The sequence below is a fragment of the Paenibacillus thermotolerans genome, from assembly GCF_028745515.1.
Taxonomy (GTDB): Bacteria; Bacillota; Bacilli; order Paenibacillales; family YIM-B00363; genus Paenibacillus_AE; species Paenibacillus_AE thermotolerans.
In genome coordinates this window covers 111,660-134,092 of record NZ_JAQZSG010000008.1, presented here as the reverse complement: position 1 = coordinate 134,092, position 22,433 = coordinate 111,660, and the positions used below count along the sequence as shown (strand labels likewise).

Below are 22,433 nucleotides of genomic sequence, written 5' to 3'. Positions count from 1 at the left end.
ACATTTCTAGCAAGCTTCTCTTAATCGTCTATGCGAATCGATGCCAGTCTCAACACGCTTTCCGCCAGCTCTGCCATTTCCTTAGACTCGGCCGGTTCCCGCTCTTGACGGCGCTTGAACTCGGCGACCTTCTCCGCAATATCGTGCACCTCGTCAAATCCCAGCGTTAAAGCGACGCCTTTCAAATTGTGAGTGATCCGATAGAGCCGCTCGATCAGCACTTCGTCGCTGACGTCTCCTTCCCGCCACCGGCCGACCCAATCGGCGGCTTCCGCGGCTTTCTCCCGCAGCCCCGAGGCAAATAGCGCCCTTGTTTCATCTATGATGCTTCGCAGCCGTTTCTCTTTATCGTCCACCTTTTTTCTGCCCCCTAATGGAATGGAAAAGACCGCCCTTTGACTTCCATAGCCGAAGCGGTCTTTCCGTTGCTCTATATTTGTTTTGCCGCCTCAAGCACCTTCTCCGCGTGATCCTTGATTCTGACCTTCCGCCATTCCTTCGCGAGCTTCCCTTCCTCATCAATCAAAAAGGTGGACCGCTCAATGCCCATATATTCCCGTCCGTACAGCTTCTTCATCGTCCATACGCCGAACAGGTTGCTCACCTTCAAATCTTCGTCGGACAGCAGAAGGAACGGCAGCTCGTACTTTTCGGCGAATTTGCCGTGCGACTTGATCGGATCCGGCGAAATGCCGACGACCACGATTTTGTTTCGCTTGAATCGGCCGTTGTAATCCCGGAACTGGCACGCTTGCTCCGTGCAGGTCGGCGTCATATCTTGCGGGTAAAAGTAAATGACGACCTTGCGGCCCCGATATTTGCTTAACGTGAACGACTTCCCGTTCGATGCGGGGAGCGTAAAATCCGGCACTTCTTTTCCTACCTCGACCAATGTCATGCTGCTAACACCCCTTTGATAGGTAACCCTTAATTATGAACCGGCGCCGCGGTACCTTTTCACCCCATGATTCCACAGCAGTAAGCCGATTGCAAGAAACACGGCGCCGACGACAGGCGTCAATAAGGCCGTCCGGTGCACGGACCCCGCCTCCAAAAAATACGCCGCGGGATAAAAGCCGACGAAAGCGAAGGGTAGAATCCACTTCAGCACGAATTGAAGCAGCTTATTGTAAATGTTGATCGGATACCGCCCGTAGCTTTGGATATTCCACATGAGCGGCAAAATGCCCGTCGGCGCGTCGGTATAAAACGACAGCGAGGTAAGCGCGATATAAATGCCGCCGTAAATCGCCACGGAGCCTGCGACGAGCACGACAAACACGAGCGGGTCCCACCAGCTCAGCGATACATCCAAGTGCGGCCAGCTGTACGCCATGATGGCGAAGCCGATCAGTCCGCTGATCAGCGCCGAAGGGTCCATGTTTTCGAGCATCAGCTGCGCCAAATTGTGCACCGGCCGCGTAAGGACGCGGTCCATCTCGCCTTTGACGATATAGCGCTCCGTAAAGCCCCAGAGATTGAAAAATGCGGAAAATACGCTCCAAGGAATCATAAAGAAGCCGTATATAAAAATGATCTGATCCCGCGTCCAGCCGCCCAAATTGTCGGTATGCTCAAAAATGACGACGATAAACAGCAGGTTCATAACGAGAAACAACAGGTCGGAAAATACTTCCACCCAAAAGTTCGAGCGGTACGCGAGTCTCGTCTTTATATAAGTTTTCAAATAATCGAGAAAAATGCCGGCCGTATGCATCTGTTTTGCCTAACCTCCCTGTACGAACAGCCGCTGCCGCGCCTGCCGCCACATCCATACGAGCGGGACGATGAGCAGGACGAACCAGATCGCCTGCACGCCGAGCGCCTGCAATGCCGCGTCTCCCGCCGTACGCCCGGTAAACACCGAGGAAGGCAAGTATGTGATCGCCTGAAACGGCAGCCACTCCAGCGCCGTCCGAGCCCATGCGGGAAATAAGCTGAGCGGGACGATCAGCCCCGAAAACAAATCGACCGCCACCCGTTTCATGCGCATCAGCCCTTCGCTGCTTTCCATAAAAAATGCGGCCAGACCGATCAGTATGTTGATTTGCGTGTTGATCAGAAAGCTGAACAACAGCATGACCAGAAACATTCCCCACAGAGCCGGGTCCCTTGGCAGCTCGACCGGGAACAGCAGCGACACAATGATCATGCCCGGCGTCGAAAACATGAGCAGCCGGAAGGCGCCCTCGCCGAATCCCTGCATCATCTTTACGACTATATATTGATAAGGACGAATAAACTGTATTGCGACGCTCCCGTCCCGGATTTCGCTTGAAATTTCCCGGTCTAGATTGTTGAAATAGAACGCCCGGGCCATCCAGGACACGGCGATATAGGTCGACATTTGCACCGCGGTAAAGCCGCCAAGCGTTGGCTTGCCCGCATAGATCGCATTCCAAACGAAATAATAAGCGCCGATGTTGATCGCATAAATGGCGATGCCGCTGTAATAGTTGACCCGGTACGCGAGCATCATCAAAAATCGCATTCTTATGATTTCCAAATAAGCCGAGGCGGCTGCCATTACCGTCCCGCCCCCTGCAAGACCGGCTCGCGTTCCGAAGCCGCTTCGGCTGCGGGGTCCCGCTTTTCCGCGGAGCCCGTCTTATATATTTCCCGAACGATGTCGTCCGTGTTCGTCTCGAAAATTTTAATGTCGCGGATGTCCGCCGCCCCGACGATTTTGCCGAGCACCTCGGACACGTTCGCGCCGCGTGGGAGATGCGCTCTGGCGGAATACTCGTTTTCGAGCGTCCATTCGACGGACAGGCCGGGCGTCAGAGCTGCGAGACGCGCGAGCGGCATCGTTTCTCCGAATTGGAATACGACGTCTTTGCCTTGGCCCCACGTATCCTTCAGCTCTTGAAGCCCGCCGTCGTAGATGATATTGCCGTCATCCAGCATAATGACGCGGGAGCACAGCGCTTCGATATCCTGCAAATCGTGCGTCGTCAGCAATATCGTCGTGCCGTACCTTTCGTTCAGCGACTTGAGAAATTCGCGGATTTCCGTCTTGACGACGATATCAAGCCCGATCGTCGGCTCGTCCAAAAACAAAATCGACGGATTGTGGATGAGCGCCGCCGCCAGCTCGCACCGCATCCGCTGGCCGAGCGACAGCTTGCGTACGGGCCGGTTCAGCAGCTCCTGCAGCGACAGGCGCTCAACCAGCTCGTCCAGCCGAAGCTTATAGTCCGCCTCGGGCACCCGATATACTTTGCGAAGCAGGTTGAACGATTCGATCACGCCGATGTCCCACCAAAGCTGGCTTCGCTGCCCAAAGACGACGCCGATGTTGCGAACGAACGCTTCTCTCTCTTTATATGGAATGTAGCCGTTCACTTCGATTTTGCCGGAGGTAGGAACGAGGATACCCGTGAGCATTTTGATCGTGGTCGATTTGCCCGCGCCGTTTTCGCCGATGTATCCGCATATTTCGCCCTTCGGGATTTGAAACGATATATCGTTCACTGCCGTTACATGCTTATATTCCCGGTTAAACAAGTCGCGAAGCGCTCCCTTCAGCCCTTCCCGGCTTTTTTGCACCGTAAATTCCTTGCGCAGCTGCGCTACTTCAATCGCAAGCAAAACTTTACCTCCTAGAAAAATAAGTATAATTTCTTGATGCCGTTAATCGATGCCCTTATAATATACGAATAATCTAGTGATAATGATATCATTACCCCATATCGGAGGAAAGCAGACATGAAGACATGGAAGACGGCAATGTGGGTGCTCATTGCGGCATTCGTCGGGATCGTCGGGTATTACGGCTATTCATTTTTCGATTTTGCCAACGACTCTCACGAGGAATCCCGCTTTGCGCAATTTGATAAGCCTAACGGCAATATTGGGAAAGATACTCCGGATACCGTTCAATATACGCCTCCGAAATGGGAGGGCACGCAGCGCGTAAATATATTGCTGCTCGGCGGCGACTCGCGCGGACTGAAGAAGAACGAGGTGCCGCGGTCGGATACGATCATGGTAGCCTCTATCGATCCGGTGACGAAGAAAGCGCATTTGTTCTCGATTTTGCGGGACACTTATGTAAAAATTCCGGAGCACGGCTCGGAGCGCATCAACACGGCGATCGTCCTCGGCGGGCCGAAGCTCGCGATGCAGACGGTAAGCGATTTGCTCGGACTCGAAATTCAATATTACGTTTATACGGATTTTGAAGGCTTTATCAAGCTTGTGGACGAAATCGGCGGCATCGAAATCGACGTGGAGAAAAACATGAATTACACGAGCCGCGCGGACGGCCCCGAGTACGACATCCATTTGAAGAAGGGCCTCCAGCATATGGACGGCAAAACGGCCCTCGGCTACGTGCGGTTCCGCCATGACGCGCTGAGCGACTATTCGCGGACGGAGCGGCAGCGCAAGTTTATGACGGCGCTCGCCCAGAAGCTGCAGTCGACGACGTCGCTGGTGCGGCTTCCGCGAATTTTGAACGCGATCGACCCGTACATCGAGACGAACTTAAGCGTGACGGAGATGCTGAAGCTGGCCGCGCTCGGCTTCGAGGCGAAGGCGCAGCAGGTGCAGGGCGTGCAAATTCCGCCGTCGGATTTGCTGCGAGAGGTTACGCGCCGAGGCGCGTCTGTCTTGGAGGCGGATTCCGAGGATTTGCGCGAGTACGTCAAGGATGTGCTTGCGAAGACGCCGGAGCCTCCGGCCGGGGCGAATGCCGCCGCCGAGGCCGACCGTCAGATGCAGGCGCTGGAGTAATGTATAAAGGGCGTTTCCCTTGGTCGTCTGACCGGGAACGCCCTTTATTTGATTGGTAGTTTGTGGTTGGTAGTTGGTTGGTAGTTGGTTGGTAGTTGGTTGGTGGTTGGTTGGTTGGTGGTTGGTGGTTGGTTGGTGGTTGGTCGTTGGTGGTTGGTCGTTGGTCGTTGGTGGTTGGTGGTTGGCGGTTGGCGGTTGGCGGTTTAGCTAACGGAACGGATTGTCCGCTAAATCGGCGGAATTGGCCCGAAACGGCCATTTAGCGGAACAGGATGTCCGCTAATTCGCTGAAAACCGGTAAAACCGGCCGATTTTGTGCGATTAGCGGTCATCTCGTTCCGCTATTTGATAGATTTTAGGGTTATGTAAACTTTTAGCGGACATCCGATTCCGTTAAGTCGCGAGTTACCATGGTCGCGGGTCACCGTGGTCGCGGATCATCATGGTAGCAGGTTTCCGTGGTCCGCGCAGAAGTGATCGCCGACTAGATCGCCCGCCACTTTGCACCAACTATTGGTACTAACCGCCGCATTTCATCCATGCGCCGAACCGTTAGCACCAAGGTTTGGTGCTAGCGGACACATTACTCCCGATTGCACGCAGCTTCAACCCGGCTGCGGCTCCGGCTTAAATATAGGCCAAGCCGCCCGGATAAGGAAGCGGCACCGGGAACAAGCCGCTCAGTGCGCCAGCCTCCGGTTTGGCGCCCTGCGCTGCGTTCGCATTGTCGAACAGCAGCGCGACAAGCCCCTCCTTCGTCACTTCGAGCGTCTCGCCGCCCGCATGCACGGCCCACATGCCGTCGCCGCGCTCCTCGATGCGCAGACGCTCCGCGAGCGCCGCATTCCGCTCCGCCAGCCACGGACGAAGCTGCGCAACGAGCGCATCGGCGTCCATAATCCGAACCGTGCCCAAATGCCCTTCCTCGGACGAAGGCAAGCCTTCCAGCAGGCTGCAAAGCTCCGTCTCGTGCCACGCCACCGGAATGCTCAGCCCGTTCATCGCAAACCGCTCCACAGCGGCGCCCAGCAATTGAGCTACCGCATCGGCATCCCCCGCCTGCTCGATCAACAGCCCGGACTTCCCGCCGTCCCGCGGAACCGCGATTACCGCAAACCCGACCGTGCGCCCCGAACGTTGCGCTACCAACACGCGGTGCTTCATCTTAATGCAGCTCGCATGCGCCTCCGCCTTAATTAAAGCGGACAGCTCGTTCACGCCGAACTCATACCGAACCGGCCTGGCTGAAGCGATATCCTTCAAATCGTAAACATCGGCCGGCACCATCTCGCGTATTTCGACAGGAGAAGCATCCCCGGAGCCCATGCGTGCAATATGAGAAACCGAATCTTTGTATAACGCAAAGCGCCTAACCCGCCCGAAGAAAGCGCAGCCGGTGCGCGTATACAAGGTGCGGCCGCCGGAGACAAACAGCAAAGATCCCCCGGCCTCCTTAATAAACTCGTAAATATTCTGGAGCACCAGACTCGCCACGCCTCTGCCCCGGGCATCCGGATGAGTGCATACCGAGCCGAGCGAGAACACCCGAAGCGTTGCTTTTCCGACCGCGATTTCCCACGGCACGAGCCCCATGAAGGAGATCAGCCGCCCGTCCTCGAAGGCGCCGAACGACAAGTGCCGCATCATATCATTAAAAATGTACGGAAACGCCGGCCCCATCGAGGGCTGTTCCGCATCCCGGAACGTGCTGTCGGATAGACGAACCGCCTCTTTCATTTCTTCATCGGTTAACATACGAATCTCGACCATGCCGCGATCACTCCTTTAATCACTAATGCTATATACTTCACTCAACACTACATGCCTTTTACTCCGCATTCAATACCTTTCGCGACTCAAGCTCAAGTTCCTGCCCCCGCCGGCGCTCGCGGCCGAACCGTCTTCCGCTCCACCGCGACAGCGTCTCCACAGTTTTCGCGTCCACGAACCGGTACATCAAGTGTGCCGTCACAAATATGATCACAACAGATGCAAGCGTTGTCAATAATAGATTATGCCCGTACGATAAAACATCGCGAAGCTGCAATAACAGAAAGCTTGAGAAGGAGCAGATGATCGTAAAATGCACTAAATAAAGCGAGAACGAGATTTTCCCCAAATAGGCAAACAGCCTGCTCCCGAACAGCCGCTGCATCGATCCTGAATTCAACAGTGCGATCATGAGAAGGAACGAGCCGACAATATGGTAAAAGACGAACAAATTGACATTCGCGACCGGCAGCGCCAACACCTCGTAAACCGTTCCTTCGGTACCTGCGTATGGATACGACCCGAAGTAAACTCCCGCCAAAACGAGCGGCACGTTCACCCAAGGACGGTTCAACCGCTGAAGCGCGCCCATCCGCCCGCTATTCCGCAAATCGCTGAGCAGCAGCCCAAGCACGAACCCCAAATAATACGAATCCGCAAAATACCAGATCAAAGCCGCATAGGCCAAATACCGAATTCGAAACTTTCCGAGCAGAAGCAAAAAGCCGAAGATCATAAACGAGCCGAACAGCTCGTACGTCATCGTCCAGAGCACCGGATTGTATTGAAAGCCGTACGTAAAAAACGTATGATAGAACGCCTCGCGAACCATTGACAACGCGCCCGGGTCCGCGTCATACGGATCGATCATGGACGAGCGCGTAATGCCGCTGACCTCATCGAAATAGCCCAGCCCAAGCCTCATGACCGCAAAGGCAAGAAGCACGGATACGAAAGCGGGAACAGCCAAACGAAAATATCGTTTGGCCGCCCCGGAATATATGATTGCGTTCCGTTTCGTATGAAAATACCGATAGCTCAGCACGTAGCCGCTCAGCACAAAGAAGAGGCATACGGAAAAATTGCCGTTGAACAGCAAATTAAGCGGCGTGCGGGAGGCGAACGTCTCAAACGCGAAATGCGCGATGTCCGCCCTGCCCTCGAACACCGACGGCATAAATACTTGGAAAATATGGGCCGACACAACGATGCAGGCGGCTGTCCCGCGCAATCCGTCCAAATATTCGATCTTTCGGCTCACCCGACGATCCCCGACCGCTCGATGCTCCGCATGAAATAACGCTGCAGCTCGAAATAAAGGACCAACACGGGCAGCATGACGAACAAGCAAGCCGCCATTACGGTCGCCTGGTCGATATTCGCGGCCGTTATCGTTCCTCCCGATTGCTGATTGAGCGACTGGGTAAGCATCGGCAGCATCATCGGCAGCGTAAATTTCGCTTTGTCGATAATATAGATCGACGGCTCGAAGTAGTCGTTCCAGTGCCAAACGATCGACAAAATCGTTGTCACGAGCAGCGGCGGAACGACGATCGGGATAATGATCCGAATGAACGTCTGAACGGCGCCGCAACCGTCCACTCTCGCCGCGTCCTCCAGCTCGTGCGGCAGCCCTCGGAAAAACTGGCGGAATATGAAGATGAACAGCGCGCCTCTTAATCCATGGCCGAAGAAGCTCGGCACGATCATCGGCAAATACGAGTTGATCCAGCCCATCTCCTTATATTGGATAAAGAGCGGAACGATAATGGTCTGCGGCGGGACGACCATCGAGAACATGGCGAGCCCGAACAAAATTTCCCGTCCCGGGAACTTAAAGCGGGCGAAGCCGTAGCCGACGATGGAGCAGGAGATGACCTGCCCGGCCACTGTCACTACCGTTAAGAACGCGGAATTTTTAAAGAAATCCCAATAATTCAGCAAGGCGTACGCAGTGAAGTAGCTATTAATATTGAACGATTTCGGAACCCAATATACGGTCGGATCCACGAGATCGGGCACCGATTTGAACGACGTCGTGACCATGTACAGGAACGGGTATAAAAATACGAACGACAGACCGATCAAAAACAAATAAATGAACAGCCGGTAAATCCGAAAGCCGATTTGCAGATGGTAAAGCTTTTGCGCGAACGTGCTCGTTTTCGTGTTCGTCTGCGCTGGATGCGCCGAAGCCCGCTGGATTTGCTGCATGCCGTAACCCCCCTTCCGCTTTAGCTGGCGTAATAAATTTTTTTGCGTGTCGCCGCAAAAATAACGACGATGATCAAGAAAATAAACAGGAAGTAAATCCACCCGAGCGCTGCGGCATAGCCCATTTCGATGTTCGTGAAAGCAACCTGTTTAATATACAGCATCACTTGGTTTCGCATCTCCGTGAACGAATCGACGAGCGTAAAGATGCTGTTCAGCAGCAGCACCGGCGTCATTAGCGGAAAGGTGATCTTCCAGAACATCTCCCAAGGCGTCGCGCCGTCTACGCGGGCGGACTCGTACAGCGATTCCGAGATCCCCTGAAGTCCCGCAAGGAAGATCAGGATTTGAATCCCCGTCTTCCAAAACACGAGCGTCAGCTTATCCATAATGTCCGTCAGCGTTTCAAACAAATCCGGCGGCAAGTAAACCGCGATTTCCATCGGAATCGAGAGGCCGTTCTGCACACCGGAATTTTGCTGCGTCGGATCCGGAGCAGCCGTAGACAGCGCGCTGATCCCTTGACCCAGCAGCTCGTTCATGACGAAGCCGGAGCCGATAATAACCGGCAGGAAGAACGCGGCGCGGAAGAACGCCCGCCCTTTCACCTGCTGGTTCAGCAAGGTGGCGATAAAGAACGAAAATACGAGAATGAGCGGAATTTCCACGATGGCGCTCGTAACGGAGTTATAAAAGAGAGGGATAAAATAAATATCCTTCAAAAACGCCCGCAAGTAGTTATCCCATCCGACAAACTGCATCTCCATGCCCGAAACGCTTTTCAGCTCGTTAAAGCTCATGTACAGCGATTTGGCGAGCGGGTACACGAGGAAAGCGAGAAAGCCGAGGAACCACGGTGAAATGAAAAAATATCCGCTCCACATTTTCCGTCTTTCGAGTCCTATTTTCACTGTGCGTTCCCTCCTTGAATCACGGCGTAATCCATGCCGTTCACCGTCAATGCGCCGCTCGAATACGCCGTCGTATTATAATTGACAATCACTTTCGTTCCGTCCTCGTACGTCGTTTCGTATACGTTCCGCTGCAAAATCTTATGTCCTGTAATCGTTAGGCCCCATGTATGGCCCAATTTTTCGTTGATTTGTTTGTATTGCTCGACCAGCACCGGAGACCATTGCTTCATCGTGGAGCTGAACAAATCGTCGTAATGCGTAAAGCGGAACTCCTCCGGGTTGTTTCTGGTCAAGAAATAGTAAGGCATGCTTCCGTATTCCACCCATTTCAGGAACAGCTCCCGCTGATTGTAATGAATGTTTAACGGAATGTCCCCGCTGTACGGAACGTATCCGTGCACGACCATCTGGAAGAACGGCACCGCTTCGTCGGCATACATGTATCCCGTATCCCTCAGCGGAATGTCCAAGATCCGGTCCGCGATCGAAAGCACGTACTGATTGCCGCCTCTTACTGCAACCTTGCCGTTCTGCTCCCGCGACTCCTGCATCATGTCAAGCCACGTTCGGACCGTGCCTTCGCGGGTCAGCGGGTGCCACTCGTTGTAGTCGGCTACCGCCATTTCACCGTAAGCCGCAAAGTCGATCCCCGAAGGCCCGTAACCTGCAATCGTCTCGGCGGCCCCGCCGTCGAATTTCTCCTTTGCCCTCGCGGCATTGAGCATCAGCATTTCAATGAACACATTTTCAAGCGGCATGCGGCTCGGCGTTTTCATCACGTCCAACGTCTTCGTCAGCCGGAGGTTTTCGCCGAAGCCCATGGCGTTGTTGTAATTCAAATACAGCTCGACGCCGTTATCCTTCGCGAACTTCGTCAGCTCCTTCAGCTTCGCTGCGCCGCCGAGCTCTGCCGCCGCACGATGGTCGTCCGGCAAATCGTCGACGCCGTTGTGCATCCAGCCGACTAAGGAAATGCTCAACGATTGTACGCCTTGATCCTTCATGTCCTTAATAAATTGCTTTGCCTGCTCGTACGTGGTCGCTTTTATAAACCGGTCTCCGAGAACGCGCTTCTCTTCAATGCCCATAAACAAATCGACGGCCGCCGGTATTTCCTTCGCATCGCCGATTTTTTTGTGCAGCTTGCCGCTTTCGACCAAATATTCGCGGTACTTGTTCGCCATTCCCGAATAATCGGCCGATTCCTTCGGCAGAAACACGTATTGCAGCCGGTGGTCGTTCGCGGTCATCTTCTCTTCGACGCGGTTCACGAATTCCCCGCGCCTTACCGCCGCGTCATACATGCGCCGGTACGTAAATTCGCTTGAAATCCGGTTTACGTTAATCGTATATCCGCTCGGATAGTAATTGATTTTCGCCTCGTATTCCCCTTCGGCGACATAAGCTACGTATCCGTCCCCGTTCTTGTGAACGCCGAAGACGGGCAGGTAAGCGTTCTCCGGAGGCTGGTTCGTATTTTTAAAGATGTCTTCCGAGCCGTATACCATCGCGGAATATTTCGTCAAATATTGCGGGTGGACCTCTTTGAAGTATGCGATCGAACCGCTTCCGTCCGGGAAAAACATATACCCGTCATCCTCGTCCGAGGCAGCGCCGAGGTTCGGCAGCGGTTCGACGGAGACGAGCAAGTTTTGCGTCTTTTCCTTAATGCGCGACGCCGGAATAAACACATCCAGCAGGTCGTCTTTCAGCGTATATTCGACTGCAAACTCGATGCCGAGCTTCTCGAACGAGTAGATGACCCTTTTTCCGTCCGCAATGTCTTCATATTGCAATTTCGGTACGGAAGAAATCGAGTTGGACGAAATAATCTCATGGATCGGCCTGGAAAAATCGGTGTACGTAAAATTCACCGGCGCCTTTACGCTGTTTCGAAGCAGCTGGCTGCCGCCGATCACTTCATCCGGTATATTCGAGGCGGACATCCAGAGGGCGCCCGTTTGCTTATCCTTCACCGCGACGGATGAGGTAGCCGGTTCGATATACAGGCCAAGACGGTCCGTTTCGGCTGCCAGCGAGTATTGATCCAAATTTTTCAGCCTGTCGATCGTCTCTTGAGGGTACTGCACGTCCTCTTGCGTTTGGCCGTTGCCCAATGTCCCTTTTTCGATTTCGAACCGTTCCAGATGATAGAAAGCATAAATGCCGAATGCCAAGACAAAAACCCAGGCGATAATACGCGGTAAATGGCGCTTCATCGTTCGTCTCCCCCCTTTTTAGTAGCTTCGAATATACAGCTCCAGGAACAGCTCCCTGAAGAAGCTGATCACGTGTCCGACCAGCACATAGAACAGAATGCCGATCGCCAGCAGCGCAATCATCGTAAAGATCGTGACGACGATGACCCAGATCGTCCGTCCGGCCGTGTAATCGTTCATGGACATGATCATGAAGAACAGCATGAGCGCCATCCACCAATATACGCCGGTGCTGATCGCATTCCATAGACCGAGCTCGTCGTGCGTCAGGATGTTGCTCATCAACGTCTTTGAGACGGTCCCGATAATGTAGGGGAGCATGGCGAACGAAGATGCGACCAATATTTGCTTCGGCTTCGATTCCCCGTCCATGATCGAAGTAATCGACCAGGCCGACACGACCCATGCGAAGAACGGCACGAGCAGCTTCGCCGTTTCTTCCACCAAATTGGCGAATTCGGGACGCGTGTATGCAAAGTGAAAGCTGGTCACGTAAATTTCGAAAAATCTCGCCCCGATAAAGGCGGCAATGAGAACGGCTGCAGCAATTAGCGAAGGATTGCTCTGAATCCGGCTGAACGCTTCCCTTGGGGAAAACAGCGTAAGCACCACATTCTCGATTTGCGGCCGGCCGTGGGAAGCAAACTCAAGCCTTTTTGAATATTGATGAAGCTTCACGATCGTAAAGTAGAGCGCAACGAGAATAACGGTCGCAATGAGAACGACCCAGCCGAATTGATGGCGCAGCACATCGTGCCTGTATTCTTTGAACGCTTTGGAGTAGTTGGACGTATCCTCGCCGAGCCGGAACTGCTTCATCGCTTCGAGCCATTGTCCTTCTTTGTAAAGCGCTTTGCCTACGCCGCGGTGCGCCAGGTTGTAGTTGCTGTTGATGGCGAGCACTTCGTTCCAAGGCTTCAAAGCTTCTTCATAGCGCCCTTCATGAAATAACCGGCTGCCGACATGAACGAGCTCCGTAAAATCGTTCGCGCGGAACACCTGGATTTGGCCTCTCAGCCGGTCAAGCACATAGACGAGCCCTTCGGAATCGACCGCAACGCTGACCGGTTCTTGGAAAAATCCGGTCTGATCGCCGTTGCCGCCGAACACAAGCAGGTTGTTGCCTTCTTGATCGAACTGGTACACCTTTCGGTGATTCGAGTCGACGGCCGTAATGATTCCGTTCTTGTCGATCGCCAAATCGACGATGTTGCCGGTCGTCAAAATTCCTCTTCGGAAGGAGATTTCACCGTAATGCCAGCTCGGATACGTGTTGATGCCAAGAAAGTTAAATCTCTTGATTTCGTCTTGTTTCGTATTTTCGATCGCCGTGTACAAATAACCGTTCTCCAAATCGATCGTCACGTTGCGATGGTTCGGAGGCACGATTTTTCCGAGCGCTTCCCGCTGCTCCTTCGTCGCGTACGTCCGGAGAATCCAATCCTTCAGGTTGAAGGGCAGCTTGTTCGGGGCGATATATCCTTGGAACGTGTTATGGCCGTCGATGACCATCAGCCCGTGATAATCGTTTCCGCTCTGGACGTACATATTTCCGCCGCGGTCGAGCACAAGCTTCGTCGGCGTGAACGGAAAATCTTTGTCTATCAATTCCGATTCCGGCGCGACGAACTCCTCGATCAGTTCTCCCTCCGCCGAAAGGTGCACGATTTTGGAGTTTCCCGTGTCGGCGACATACAGATCGCCGTCATCTTCCACGAAGATGCCTCTGGGACCGTAAAACTCGACGTCGTTTTCGCCCTTGCCGAACACCTTCAAAATATTGCCGAATTTGTCCATCTTCACGATTCGGTCGTTGCCGGTATCGACGATATACAAATTGTCTTTTTTGTCTATAAACAAATCTTCCGGCGTCTTTAAAGCCCCGTGCTGATAGTCGCTGGCCAGCACCCGCTCCACCGAATAACCGAGCGGGATCGGAATCCGGTAACCGGCCTTTTCAATAACGTAACCGTCCGCCGGAGCAGCAAGCGCGGCCGACGAGCACATCCACGCGATCATAACCGCAATTACAGGAACTCTGAACCACATGCGCAGCTTTCTCACCTTATCCCCCCCTCAACCGACTTTCGTTTATTTGATACCCGAGTGCGCCATCGTATCCATGACTTGACGCTGTACGATGACAAATAGAATGATCGTCGGCATAATCGTCAGGAAGGAGCCTGCGGCGGCCGCGCCCATTCGGCCGACCACCCCGTTGGATACGCCCGCCATCGCCAGCGGAAGTGTCTTCATCGCTTCGCTCGTCGTATAGATCAGCGGCGTGAAGAAATCGTTCCAGTTGCCGATGAACGAGAAGATGACGACCGTCATCCAAGCCGGCTTCACGATCGGCATGATCAATCTCCAGAACGTAGTCCATTCGTTCGCGCCGTCCACTTTGGCCGCTTCCAGCACCTGGTCGGGGATCTGATCGATAAACTGCTTCATGAGAAAGAAGTTATAAGGGACGGCAAGCTTGGGCAATATGAGAGCCCAATACGTATTGATGATGCCGAGGCTCGAAATGACGAAGTACGTCGGAATCGCCGTAACCTGCGGCGCAAACATAAGCGCGGAAATAACGATGGCGAAAATGACGTCCATCCCCGGAAGCTTGAACTTCGACACGATGAATGCGCCCATGGAGCAAATGACGACGCTCCCCGCGACGATAAGAACCGTTGTAAATACGCTGTTGAACAAGTACCGCGTGAACGGAACGAGCATGGAGTCGGTCGCGATCAGCAGATCGTTGAAGTTTTTGAGCGTCGGCTTCATGACGAAAAACCGCGGAGGATATAAGAACAGCTCGTCAAGCGGCTTGAATGCCGTCGAGATGACGTAGATGATCGGCATGGAGGTGAACGATACGAGCGCGATCATCATCGTATATAAAGCCACTTTGCTGACGGTGACCCGTTTCCACCACGAGCTTCTAAGTAGAGCCGGTCTCCCCGTCTGCCGGAACAATTTTTTGCCGGTTGCCTGCATCTTTCTCCCCCCTCGCTACTCGTCCTTGGAGGACAGCATGCGCATGCAGATGCGCCCCAGGACGAATGTAAACAAGAACAACACAACGGCGATCGCCGAAGAATAGCCTAAGTCGAAACGGATAAATGCGTAATCGTACAGATGCGCGACGATCGTATGGGCCGCGTAGTTGGCGCTCGGCATCCCGGTTAGCACGGCCGCGACGTCAAACACGGCGAACGAGCCGACGATCGCCATGACCGCGCCGAACAGCAGCTGCGGCTTCATCATCGGCAGCGTAATCATCCACATCTCTTGGATTTTGCTCTTGATGCCGTCGATCGCTCCCGCTTCGTACAGATCGGTCGGGACGTTGCGCAAGCCGGCGAGGAACACGAGGAAGCCGGAGCCCATGCTCATCCACAGCGATACGAAGATGACGACGTACAGCATCGTGTTCGGGTTTTGCAGCCATATGATCGGCCGTTCCATCATCCCCATATCGATCAGCACTTTATTGATCATGCCGTACCGGTCGCCGGAGAAGATGTACATCCAGACGACGCTCAGCGCGACGGCGCTCGTAATCGAAGGCGCATAGAACGCCAAAGCGAACGCGTTGCTGAAACGCAAGGAGTTGATGATCCAAGCGAAGAAGAACGACATCAAATAGCCGATCGGTCCGGTAACGACCGCGAAAGCCATCGTATTTTTAATCGAAGTCAAAAATATGTCGTCCTCAAGAAACAGGAGCTTGTAGTTTGTCAGTCCGACCCATTTCGGCGGCTGCAGCATGTTGTAGTAGGTCAAGCTGAGGCCCATCGACCATACGACCGGAATGATGACAAATACAGCTAGCAATATTAGAAAGGGGGCGAGCATAAAATATTTGATTTTATGCTCTTTCCAATGGGAAACGAGTCTCGCGCTCCTTTTCTTGTGAATAGCCGGGCGGCCGATTGCCGCCGTTTGTTCCGCCATCGAAGATCCGTCCCTTCCATGTACTGATTATTCGGTGGAAACCTTGAAGCCGAACTCTTCCTGTTTGGCCCTCAGCTCTTTATTAATGTCCTTTACCGCTTGTTCAAGCGATTCCCTCGGATTAACGGCGGATAAAACAACGCGGTTCCACGCATTGGCAATATGTCTGGCCGTAAAATATCCGCCGGGAACGACGGGCTGCTCGCGGTACCATTTCCACTGCTCCTTAAAGGTAGCCAAATCTTCCTTGGACCACGGTAACTCCTCGAACGCTTCGATATTCGCGGAATTCCATCTTGCCTCGACGCCGAGCAGCGACTCCAGCTCCTGGCCGAAGCGAAGCTGCGTTTCCTTGCTCATCCACCATTTGACGAATTGCCACGATTCTTCCTTCTTATCGGAATCATTAAAAATAACCGTGCCGGTTACCGCGCCGCCGGCGGTCCGGTCGACCGTTCCGTCTTCCTTGCGAATGCCCGGCGCCGGAGCGATGCCCCAGCGGCCCGCCAGCTCGGGAGCGGCGGTTGCGAGCAGGACGTACATTTGATAGCCGCCGAGTCCGATCGGCATTTCGCCGGAGCGCATCCGGTTAAAGAAGTCCGCCTGAATCGGCAGCCGGTAGTTTGTATACAAGTCCGTCCATTCCTTGAACGCGGCGTACGCTTCCGGCGTATTCAATCCCGTTTCGGTAAGATCGTCGGAATAGAAGCTGCCGCCGTGCTGGTACAGGAACGGATCGATCACTGCGGGAACCCAAGCGTTCATGCCGTTTCGCTGCAGGATCGGGAGCATCTTATAGAAATCCTCCCACGTTTCGGGGATACCCAAATTCAATTCGCTCAAAATGTCTTTGCGATACAGCAGCAGGTTGAAGTCCTGCGTTTCCGGAAGCGCGTATACGCCGCCGTTGTATTGGAACGGGATCAAAGACCCCGGCAGAAACTGCTTCGCCACTTCGTCGAAGTCCGGGAACTTGCTCAGGTCCGCTACCGCTCCGCGAATCGAGAACTCGACCGGCAGCGTCGACGCCGCGCTCGTCGCTACGTCCGGCGCCCTGCCCGAGCTCGCTGCCAGCAGCAGCGTATTGGCCGAGCCGACGGCAAGCTGTCCGGCCGGAATCGTATTGACGTTGACGTATATGCCCGTCTCCGGCGTGAAGTCCTCGTCCGCCAAATCCTTCAGCAGCTCCGCCCACTCGCGGCCGTTGCCGACCCAGACGTCGATGACCTTGTTTTCGCCGGTTCCGCCGAAGTTGTCGCCGACACTGTCGTAATCCTTGTAGAACGATGTGATGAAGTTTTGCGTCATCGACCACATGCGCTGGAATAAATTCGACATCGCACGCGGCATTCTTTCATCCGGTGACGCGACGACAATATAATCCATGACGAGCGGCGTTTCCTTCAAGCTGAGCATCCAGTTGCCGAGCTGTCCTTGCGTGTTCGTGATGTCTTCCAGCATGACCGGAATTTTGTCGGGGTTTTCTCTCATTTGCCGATACTGATCCCGAATCATCTTAAGGCTTTCCACGATCGCAGGCGATTTGCCGGCAATATCCCGCAGCTCTTCGATCTGGAAGGACAAGCCCTCAATGATTTGATCCAAATCCCCGATGATCGTCGGAATGCGTTTTTCCAGCTCATATCGGAAGTTCAAGTCCGGCTTCGTGCCGGTAACCTTGATGATGTCGCGGTTTACCTTTGAAATCTGGAAGATCGTGTCCGACAGCGATTGAATCACGTCGGTGTACGGTCCGAGCTGCGCCGTCATTTTGAGCGTGTGCTCGCCCTTCGTCAAATAAAACAGGTAGTGCTCGTTCTTGTTGCCGAGCGTTTCGATATAATAATCCCTGTCGTAGCGGAACGAATATTGTTCCAGCTCCTTGAACGGAACTTTGCCGTCCAGCTCGATTTTGCGGTAGCCCGGCAAGCCGTCGCCCCACCACTGTCCTACCTTGAAGGCGATCTTGTACAGCCCGTCCTCAGGCACGTCCAGCTTCCAGGTTATGTACTGGCCGCCCTTTCGCCAGCGGTAATCGCCGATCACGTTCAGGATCAAATTTCCGCCGGCCGCCGGCTCCACGAGCGGATCCGAGCCGGACTCCCTGCGAATCGTCGGGTCGGTTTTGTACCACGCTTTCTCCGCTTGAATTTTTACGAAACGGTCCTTCGTTTCCTTGTAACCGTTGTCCGCATACGCCTGCTTCACTTGTTCATAAGAAGGAGGATCCTCCGGAGACACAAGCGCCAGCTTCTCGATTGCGACCGGCTCCTTCAGCGTCTCCATGCGCAGCGTATGCTTTCCTTTCGTCATATAAAACCGGAAGGGCTCCGGGTGCTTTCCCTCATTGTCAACCAGCCTGACCGTCTCCCAGCGCGGGACCTCGACCTGCTTCGGACGAATGTGGTCTCCCTTGCTGTTCAGCACGGGCTCCGCCTTATCTGCCCACATGCGGTAAAAGGCAAGCCGCTGAGCCTCGTTGAACGGAAACTGATTATCGATTTTTAACGCTCTGTCGATTGAAGATCGCTTTCCCTCAATCGGATAATAAGTCAGCTCTATGTTGTAAAAACCGTCCTCCGGCACTTCGACCGGCCATTCGATCCAATCTACATCCTCTTGCCAAAGCAATACCTCTTGAGCTTTATCTCCGATTCCGGATTTCAGCTCCGGCGCCGCGTTCGCCAGCGAACCGAAGGCGCTGTATGCGGCGGAAGAAATTTCGACGCGGGTGCCCTTCACATCGGCGACACCTTCGTCCATCTGCTTCTGAACTACGTTTGCGTACATCGGCAGCTGCGCTTCGCTAAAGGCTGAAAAATCGACCGGCTTCAGCTTGAGCGCATCTTTATATTTATCGGCCAGCTTGCCGGATGCGTCCGCGCTCGGCCCCAATCCTGCAGGGGTTAAGACAAAGCTGCTCAGTATAAAGAAAAGAAGGCTTGTTTTCAGCACTTTGACCGCTATCGTTTGAGACCGCATATTTTCTCCACCCCCAAAACCTTAACCTGTTCCGTACCCGAACTTCCGAATAATAATACCGACTCCTGCCCACTCAGAGAGGGCAGGAGTCCACATATGCTTACTAAACCGCTATTATCATCGATTGCACGTTTACTTCTTGTGTTTCTCCAGGATCGGAACCATCTTGTCGGCGATTTGCTTGGCCGCTTGCTCCGCCGTCATGTTGCCGAGAAGCACTTCGTTGTAAGCGACGCCGATTTCGTTCATGTAGTCGGCCATGTAAGGCGAAGCCGGGAACGTAACGAGGTTCGGGTTTTTGGACTCTTCAAGGAATTCTTTGAAGCCCGGAACGTTGTCGAATACCGGAACGTCGAGAGCCGCAAGGACTGGAGGCAGGTTGCCGATCGCGGCGTTCCACTCGGCGACGTTCTCCGGCTGCATGAACCAGTTGATGAACTCCCACGCTTCGTCCGGATGCTTCGCGCCTTTCGGAATGTACAATGTGCTTGTATTTACCGTGCCTGCGCCTTTCTTTTCCGGGTGCTTCGCGTCATACGGCATCGGAGCGATGCCCATGTCGAGATCCGGAGCAAACTTCTTCTGGAACGTCGGCACCCACTCGCCGCCGGACGTCATGGCGTATTTGCCTACGAAGAACGGGTCTTCGGCCGTGAGCCAGCCGCCTAAAGATGCCGTGAACGGATTGATCTTCTCGCTTCCGCCCGCTTTCTTCCACATCTTCGCGTTCCATTTCATCGCTTCGATCAGACCGGGGTCTTGCGGAGTAATTTCGCCGGTGGACTCGTTATAGAAGCCGCCGCCGAACACATACGCATAGCTGTAAATATCAAGGTTCGGGTAGAATGCGAGTCTCTTAATCTCGCCGGTCGGTTCGATTTGGCTGAGCTTGTCGAAATACTCTTCCATCTCTTGAATCGTTTCCGGCGGTCTGTCGTAGCCCGCTTCGGCAAGAATTTTCTTATTATAAAGAAGCATGGAGATATGCATGTTGAGCGGTACCGCGTAAGTTACGCCGTCGTACTGCTGCTGTTTGATGGCGCCCGGCACGAATGCGGAAGCGTCAAGTCCGGACTTTTCCATGTAAGCGTCAAGCGGCGTGTTTTGGCCGGTTACGCCGTTCGGTACGGTCGCATGGCCGAAGTTGCTCGCTACATCCGGCGGGTTGCCTGCGGCGATTGCCGTCGTTTGCTTCGAGTAATCGCCTTCTTCGGTGCCGATTACGACGATGCGGTCTTGGCTGTCGTTAAACTTTTGAATCAGCTTCTTCATCGCTTCGCCCTCGGTGCCGCCCCAGCCGTACCAGAACGAAATTTCAACCTTCTCCCCCGACGCGGCCGGTTTATCTGCAGGAGGCGTCTCAGCTTCCGTACCGGTATCTTCGCCTTCGGTTGCAGGAGCCGGTTCGTCTTTGCCGGCGTCATTGGAGCCCCCTCCGGAGCATGCGGCAAACAGCGAGATGATCAACGTAAAGATCAACAATAAAGACAAGAGCTTTTTGCTTTTCATTTGAATCCTCCCTTTTTCTGATCGAAACCGTTGTTATAAACTACCGTTCTTTGCGAGATGCGAAATGCATATTAGCAGTTTCCTTGCGTTCGGCTCGATCTTGTGCTGTTTATCGCGTGTGTGAAAATACCGGACCGACCCGAATAAAGACTGAGCCACCTTTACTTTCCGCATCCAATGATCCCCCAGCTTGCTCATCCGTAATGCAATGCTCAAAATTCGTTTCCACGGGGAAAAGGAGCACCACCTCCTTACATATGTACAAGGCCTTTCTACTAAAAACGCGCCTGAACAAGCTCCGTTTTGCAAACGTTTAAACCGTGAATGCCGTTGCAAAGAATGCGCTTTCATATAGAATATATTACCACCATAGGAGGAAACATTCAATATATAATTAAAATTTGGAGGAAATATTTTTTTGTTTAGCATATTTTTTGAAGAGATCGCGGATGTGCCGCTAGAATCGGAAGGATTGCTTGACTCTTGACTTTGCGGAAACAAAAGGTTTAACCTTTCTGATGCCGGATAAAACTTGTTTTTAATAGAGGTTTATTTCGGATAAAATCATTATACCATCACCATCATTATACACGGAATAAATTTCTATAAAAATATTGTCGAGAGGAAATCTCCTCCATTTTTTTCTGGAAAAAACCACCAATCCGTGTTGAACATTTGAATGGAGGAATCGATCCGATGAATCACGAGAAGTCGCACCAGCTATATAAGGAAGCGCAGCAGCATATCGTAGGCGGCGTGAACTCGCCGTCCCGCTCGTTCAAAGCGGTCGGCGGCGGTACGCCCGTATTTATGAAGCGGGGGCAAGGAGCATATTTCTGGGATGCCGACGGAAACCGATACGTCGATTATCTAGCGGCGTACGGCCCGATTATTCTCGGACACGCGCACCCTGCGGTAACGGAGGCGATCTCGCGAGCGGCGGAGAACGGCATTTTGTACGGAACGCCGACGGAGCTGGAGATCGAATTTGCGAAGCTATTAAAGGAAGCGATACCTTCGCTCGACAAGGTTCGCTTTACAAACTCAGGCACCGAAGCGGTCATGACTACGATTCGCGTGGCGAGAGCCTATACCGGCCGGACGAAAATCATCAAATTCGCGGGCTGCTACCACGGCCACTCCGACCTGGTGCTCGTCGCCGCCGGCTCCGGCCCGTCCACGCTCGGCGTGCCGGACAGCGCGGGCGTGCCGGTCGGCGTCGCCGAGTCCGTCATCACGGTCCCCTTCAACGACTTGGGCGCCTTGAAGGCGGCGCTGGAGCGCTGGGGACCGGAGACGGCCGCCGTCATGGTCGAGCCGATCGTCGGCAACTTCGGCATCGTGCCTCCCAAGCCCGGATTCCTGGAGGGCTTGTGCACGATGGCCCGCGAAGCCGGAGCGCTCGTCATCTATGACGAGGTCATCACTGCGTTCCGCTTCCATTGGGGAGCGGCGTCGACGTTCCTTGCGCAAGGGAACGCAGAAACGATTCGGCCCGACTTGACGGCCATGGGCAAAATCATCGGCGGCGGCGTGCCGATCGGCGCCTACGGCGGCCGCGCGGACATCATGGAGCAGGTTGCTCCGCTCGGGCCCGCCTATCAGGCGGGAACGCACGCAGGCAACCCGCTGTCCATGTCCGCAGGAATAGCTTGCGTCGCCGAGCTGCGGCGCCCCGGCACTTACGAGCGGCTCGACTCGCTCGCCGCAGCGCTTGCGGGCGGCTTGGCCGACCTTGCAGCCGCCCGCGGCATCCCGCTGACGATCAACCGCATCCGCGGCGCGTTCTCCACGCACTTCTACGACCACGCGGTTACCAATTATGAAGAAGCCCAGGCGGCCGACGGCGAAATGTTCGCCCGCTTCTTCCGCGCGATGCTTGAGGAAGGCGTCTGCTTGGCCCCTTCCAAATACGAAGCTTGGTTCCTGACGACGGCCCATACCGAAGAAGACGTCGATTTCACCATCGAAGCCGCGAAGAAAGCATTTGCTCGTATGTAAACAAAACATTTGTCAGATTATCTCACAAACTATTTTTTCTCTCGAAAATTTTCTCATGGCGGACCTTTCCGGACTCTCTTGACCCCGGGAGGTCCGCCTTCAATATACCGTGAAAATACCGCGAAAAATCAAG

General features: G+C 54.0%; 17 protein-coding genes. 2 read left to right on the top strand and 15 right to left on the bottom strand.

Going from position 1 to position 22,433, the window contains the following annotated elements; translation table 11 throughout:
- Positions 1–20: 20 nt before the first annotated feature.
- The 5 genes from PT964_RS09150 to PT964_RS09130 all read right to left on the bottom strand — a co-directional run bounded on the left by PT964_RS09150 (position 21) and on the right by PT964_RS09130 (position 3,591).
- Entirely contained in the window at positions 21–356 is a 336-nt protein-coding gene (locus tag PT964_RS09150; protein WP_274363050.1) for an Hpt domain-containing protein, read from the bottom strand.
- A gap of 74 nt (positions 357–430) precedes the next feature.
- Positions 431–898: a thioredoxin-dependent thiol peroxidase gene (gene bcp, locus PT964_RS09145; RefSeq protein WP_274363049.1), complete on the bottom strand. Its 468-nt coding sequence runs from the start codon at positions 896–898 to the stop codon at positions 431–433.
- Positions 899–931: 33 nt separating this feature from the next.
- Complete coding sequence (locus PT964_RS09140; RefSeq protein WP_274363048.1) at positions 932–1,717, bottom strand: ABC transporter permease; 786 nt, start codon at positions 1,715–1,717, stop codon at positions 932–934.
- Positions 1,718–1,726: 9 nt separating this feature from the next.
- Positions 1,727–2,527 (bottom strand): ABC transporter permease, encoded by an 801-nt coding sequence (locus PT964_RS09135; RefSeq protein ID WP_274363047.1) that lies wholly within the window; start codon positions 2,525–2,527, stop codon positions 1,727–1,729.
- On the bottom strand, positions 2,527–3,591 hold the full coding sequence (locus tag PT964_RS09130) for an ABC transporter ATP-binding protein (protein ID WP_274363046.1): 1,065 nt from the start codon (positions 3,589–3,591) through the stop codon (positions 2,527–2,529). Before PT964_RS09130 ends, PT964_RS09135 begins: the two co-directional genes overlap by 1 nt.
- Before the next feature lie 117 nt (positions 3,592–3,708).
- Between PT964_RS09130 and PT964_RS09125 the strand changes: the two genes are divergently transcribed.
- The gene (locus tag PT964_RS09125; protein WP_274363045.1) at positions 3,709–4,737 is read left to right on the top strand and encodes an LCP family protein; all 1,029 of its coding nucleotides are present in this window, start codon (positions 3,709–3,711) and stop codon (positions 4,735–4,737) included.
- Between the two features lie 627 nt (positions 4,738–5,364).
- Here PT964_RS09125 and PT964_RS09120 read toward each other — a convergent pair.
- From PT964_RS09120 to PT964_RS09075, 10 genes are all read right to left on the bottom strand, one after another.
- A complete protein-coding gene (locus PT964_RS09120; RefSeq protein ID WP_274363044.1) occupies positions 5,365–6,507 on the bottom strand; it encodes a GNAT family N-acetyltransferase in 1,143 nt (380 codons plus the stop codon).
- Between the two features lie 58 nt (positions 6,508–6,565).
- The gene (locus tag PT964_RS09115) at positions 6,566–7,768 is read right to left on the bottom strand and encodes an acyltransferase family protein (RefSeq protein ID WP_274363043.1); all 1,203 of its coding nucleotides are present in this window, start codon (positions 7,766–7,768) and stop codon (positions 6,566–6,568) included.
- Entirely contained in the window at positions 7,765–8,721 is a 957-nt protein-coding gene (locus PT964_RS09110; protein WP_274363042.1) for a carbohydrate ABC transporter permease, read from the bottom strand. Before PT964_RS09110 ends, PT964_RS09115 begins: the two co-directional genes overlap by 4 nt.
- Before the next feature lie 20 nt (positions 8,722–8,741).
- On the bottom strand, positions 8,742–9,632 hold the full coding sequence (locus tag PT964_RS09105) for a carbohydrate ABC transporter permease (protein WP_274363041.1): 891 nt from the start codon (positions 9,630–9,632) through the stop codon (positions 8,742–8,744).
- Positions 9,629–11,854, bottom strand: coding sequence for a DUF5696 domain-containing protein (locus PT964_RS09100; RefSeq protein ID WP_274363040.1), 2,226 nt, complete (start codon positions 11,852–11,854; stop codon positions 9,629–9,631). Before PT964_RS09100 ends, PT964_RS09105 begins: the two co-directional genes overlap by 4 nt.
- A gap of 18 nt (positions 11,855–11,872) precedes the next feature.
- Positions 11,873–13,918 (bottom strand): YIP1 family protein, encoded by a 2,046-nt coding sequence (locus tag PT964_RS09095; RefSeq protein WP_274363039.1) that lies wholly within the window; start codon positions 13,916–13,918, stop codon positions 11,873–11,875.
- Between the two features lie 27 nt (positions 13,919–13,945).
- Positions 13,946–14,848 (bottom strand): carbohydrate ABC transporter permease, encoded by a 903-nt coding sequence (locus PT964_RS09090; RefSeq protein ID WP_274363038.1) that lies wholly within the window; start codon positions 14,846–14,848, stop codon positions 13,946–13,948.
- Between the two features lie 15 nt (positions 14,849–14,863).
- A complete protein-coding gene (locus PT964_RS09085) occupies positions 14,864–15,808 on the bottom strand; it encodes a carbohydrate ABC transporter permease (protein WP_274363037.1) in 945 nt (314 codons plus the stop codon).
- A 27-nt stretch (positions 15,809–15,835) separates the two neighbouring features.
- The gene (locus PT964_RS09080) at positions 15,836–18,790 is read right to left on the bottom strand and encodes an extracellular solute-binding protein (RefSeq protein WP_274363036.1); all 2,955 of its coding nucleotides are present in this window, start codon (positions 18,788–18,790) and stop codon (positions 15,836–15,838) included.
- A gap of 132 nt (positions 18,791–18,922) precedes the next feature.
- Positions 18,923–20,299, bottom strand: a complete 1,377-nt coding sequence (locus PT964_RS09075) for an ABC transporter substrate-binding protein (RefSeq protein WP_274363035.1) — start codon at positions 20,297–20,299, stop codon at positions 18,923–18,925.
- A 696-nt stretch (positions 20,300–20,995) separates the two neighbouring features.
- On the opposite strand from PT964_RS09075, the gene PT964_RS09070 reads away from it, so the two are divergent.
- On the top strand, positions 20,996–22,300 hold the full coding sequence (locus PT964_RS09070; RefSeq protein WP_274363034.1) for a glutamate-1-semialdehyde 2,1-aminomutase: 1,305 nt from the start codon (positions 20,996–20,998) through the stop codon (positions 22,298–22,300).
- Positions 22,301–22,433 lie beyond the last annotated feature (133 nt).